Annotated in this window: 5 protein-coding genes; 4 read left to right on the top strand and 1 reads right to left on the bottom strand. The window is 37.3% G+C overall.

Annotated elements, in window-relative coordinates; all coding sequences use genetic code 11:
- The 3 genes from PLK24_RS10080 to PLK24_RS10070 form a co-directional block, all read left to right on the top strand.
- The coding region (locus tag PLK24_RS10080) for a DUF3471 domain-containing protein (RefSeq protein WP_324478764.1) at positions 1-444 on the top strand (444 nt) is incomplete at its 5' end.
- Between the two features lie 166 nt (positions 445-610).
- A complete protein-coding gene (locus tag PLK24_RS10075; protein ID WP_324478762.1) occupies positions 611-784 on the top strand; it encodes a hypothetical protein in 174 nt (57 codons plus the stop codon).
- Positions 785-1051: 267 nt separating this feature from the next.
- Positions 1052-1816: a recombinase zinc ribbon domain-containing protein gene (locus tag PLK24_RS10070; RefSeq protein ID WP_324478760.1), complete on the top strand. Its 765-nt coding sequence runs from the start codon at positions 1052-1054 to the stop codon at positions 1814-1816.
- Between the two features lie 413 nt (positions 1817-2229).
- On the opposite strand, the gene PLK24_RS10065 is transcribed toward PLK24_RS10070, so the two are convergent.
- Positions 2230-2376, bottom strand: coding sequence for a hypothetical protein (locus PLK24_RS10065; RefSeq protein ID WP_324478758.1), 147 nt, complete (start codon positions 2374-2376; stop codon positions 2230-2232).
- Between the two features lie 142 nt (positions 2377-2518).
- On the opposite strand from PLK24_RS10065, the gene PLK24_RS10060 reads away from it, so the two are divergent.
- The gene (locus PLK24_RS10060) at positions 2519-2794 is read left to right on the top strand and encodes a carboxymuconolactone decarboxylase family protein (protein WP_324478756.1); all 276 of its coding nucleotides are present in this window, start codon (positions 2519-2521) and stop codon (positions 2792-2794) included.
- Positions 2795-3135 lie beyond the last annotated feature (341 nt).

Genomic DNA, 3135 nt, shown 5'->3' with positions numbered 1-3135 from the left:
AATATGGCAGATACAAAGCTTCCAGAAGCACTGATAAAAAGATTTATCGATCTCTATTTAGGAAACCCCCTTAAAGATTGGAGTACTGAAAACCTGAAAGAAGCCAAAGCAGCCCAATCCCAGAGTGACGAGTTACCCGACATTCCAAAAGAAAAACCTCTCCCCTTAGAAGCCTATACTGGAAAATACGAAAATCCGGTATATGGTGAAGCAGTGGTTAACATAGAAGGAGACAACTTAGTATTTACTATTGGTCCTAAACAAACCAAAATAGTTTTTTCACCCTGGAACCGAGATACCTTCATGGCTTCTATTCCGGATTATTTGGATGTAGGCGGGTTTGTCCATTTTCAAATTGATCCTTTAGGGAAGGCGAGTAAAATGGTTGTTGATATGCTCAACGAAGGCAATATTGGCAGCTTTAATCGGATAGAGGATAAATAAATTAACTTTTAGAAAATTTTCATTTTATAAACAACATTCCCTCTTCATGGAATTGGAGCTTAAAGGCGAATATTTCTTGGAGAGGGTTCCTTTTGAATCAATCATGTAAATCTAATGATAAATAAAAATTTGATGTCATTCTGAACCATTGTATTTTGAGGGCGCGATGATCTCATCTGAAGATGCAATCGTCATCCTGGGAAGCAAGCTTGGATTTATCGTGTCAAACGAAGAAGCTCTGGACTTGATACTTACCGGCAAGAATCCGAGCGAGATAGCAGCAAAAATCGAAAAGGAATTGAAAAAAAGAGAAGGATACCAAGAAAAAACCGCTTTATGAGAGCCAATTTAAGTCTATTTAATTTCTCAATAGGTGTTATTCTTCATATTAATGAACTAATTGCCCCTATACGTCATCTCATGAATCCTTTTTTTTCTCTATATAGAGCTATTAACAACCCTCCCCCGAACCGAAGTCAGGAGTGATCTAAATTAAAGTCCGGAGATCACCACTCCTGGACCTTCAGCGAACTGAGGGGACTAAATATGAAGCCATCCCTCCTTGGCAGGGTGGTCAGTTCTAAAAAACCAAGAAGAGGCGAAGAAGGTGATACACAGAGAGAACAATTACTTTTTATTTCCATGCCTGTCGACGGTCCAGACTATTTTTGCCAAGCGTAGACAAATCAATCAGAGAAACCGGAATAACACCTTCTGGCTATCAGGATTACTGGTTTGTGAACATTGCGGAAAACCGTTGGTCGAACACACAATAAAGAGGAAACAGCTAAAGACAGGATACTACAATTGCGAAACCTGCAAATATTATCTCCGTCAGGATAAAGTTGAAGATATTGTCATGGAAATGGTGAAGAACACCCCTATGAGTAAAGCATATATCAAATCTCTGCAGAATTTCCTTCAATCTTTTACTGAAAATCATACCGTATCGATTAAACAATATGATAAGGAACTCCTCCAGGTTGAAAAGAAAATTGGGAATATTCGGCAAGCCATCGAGGATGGTATGTATTCAAGGGAGCTCAAAGATCGGATGGAAGAATTGGAACTACAGAAGCAAACTATTATTGAGGAAATCGAAAGCATTCAGCGGACCAAGGAAAAAATTGCGTACGGTGAAGATGAAATACAAACGCAATTGGCTTCATTGAGAGAAGATTTGGACGATGAAGATTCATCGGTCAGGAAAAACACGGCAAAAATTATCATCAGTAGGATTGAAACGAATCGCGAAAAAGAGCTTAAAGTCTATATAAATACACTTCAAGCGTACGGTTTAGGTGGTGCCGGGAGCCCGTCATACGTGTTTTTACTACTTCTCAAAAACCGCAGATATGTTTTCAGAAATTAGCCACAAAAAATGATTTTTATAGCACCATCGTTTTAGGAGGTGTCATTAATACTAGGAAAAGTTCTCAAATCCTACTTCCCCCGAATCCAAGCCAATACTTACTGGATCGATAAACTTGTATCCAAGGATGAGGGTGATTGTAGGCTTGTTCTCATCAACAAACTGGCTAATATCGTATATTAAGCGAGTCAGGCGATAAGCGATATGAAAGAAGATTAAAATTGAGATAAAAAAGATCCTCATTCATTATAGGAAAAAAAGATTGATGTAAGATTACAATAAAAAAGGACCCAGATTGTAAATACCAGTCATGAAAATTTCCTTTTTAGAGCTGAGAGAAAAAATGATATTAATGAATTGGGAAAATTGAGATCTCTTACTGTCCGTTCATGATAGGAATGAATTTCTTTCACTTAACGCTGACAACGTTGACATACTAGGTCATAGTGCTTATAAGGGTGGATGGACACGGTGACCAGTTGTTTTTCTTGATCGAAGGATTGGTTGGCTACCTTCACTCGACAAAAATTAAAGAATGGATTAAGCTGTATCTGGGACATTGCTTTGCCTCCTCTGAGTGAGTTTTGGTGATGCAAATCCTGTATCCAGAAAAGCAAGCGATATCCATTTTTATTTGACTTTTTTATCAAGTATTTGGGAGAAGAACCTTATTTCTTAAAAACAGAGCATGGAGGGAAGAAAATGTTCTTATTAAAAGAACTGGATGAATTGTATAACCAATTTTCAGACAAAGCTTATGAACCAAAGATTTTAGACGGAAAAACCAAAGAACTCATTGCTTTAGCCTGTTCAATTATAGTGGATTGTGTCCCTTGTATTGAGCATCATTATAAAAAAGCGGTTGAATATGGAGTCCAAGAAGATGAAATAATGGATGCAATGGGGATAACCATGTCTGTCAGCGCTGGAAGCAAGAGAGCTAAATATCAGAAGCTGATAACAGAGTTAAATAAATGAGAATTGAAAAAGTAATTTGAATTACTAGGAATCTTCCTTGTCTCTTGATAACGTATACTAAAGTTCGCAATTTCTCACCTTAAAAAAAGCCACCGGAGACTCCAAAATGAAGGTTGTACGAATCAAAAACTTCATCGAGGCGGAATATCCGATGGCTCAAAAAGGTGAATCAATCGAGTAATTGTTTAAAGAGAACTGACTTTTCATTAAAGTAAGGTCATCTCTGTGTTTAAAAAAGCCTCCGGTGTTTGCTAAGAGTAAATTGCGAACATTATTTGACACATGCAATTGATTTCTAACTACTCTCCTCTCAAATTTTATTCTACTCATAAATATAAATC

The sequence above is a fragment of the Atribacter sp. genome, assembly GCF_035418125.1.
In the GTDB taxonomy this organism is placed as follows: domain Bacteria; phylum Atribacterota; class Atribacteria; order Atribacterales; family Atribacteraceae; genus Atribacter; species Atribacter allofermentans.
Note: the sequence above shows the minus strand (reverse complement) of the source record. Positions and strands in the feature narration are given on the sequence as shown.

Bases quoted from the DNA above. Each gene is read 5' to 3' on its own strand.
- PLK24_RS10060 (WP_324478756.1), top strand. From the start codon at position 2,519: ATGTTCTTATTAAAAGAACTGGATGAATTGTATAACCAATTTTCAGAC.
- PLK24_RS10075 (WP_324478762.1), top strand. From the start codon at position 611: ATGATCTCATCTGAAGATGCAATCGTCATCCTGGGAAGCAAGCTTGGA.
- PLK24_RS10065 (WP_324478758.1), bottom strand. From the start codon at position 2,376: ATGTCCCAGATACAGCTTAATCCATTCTTTAATTTTTGTCGAGTGAAG.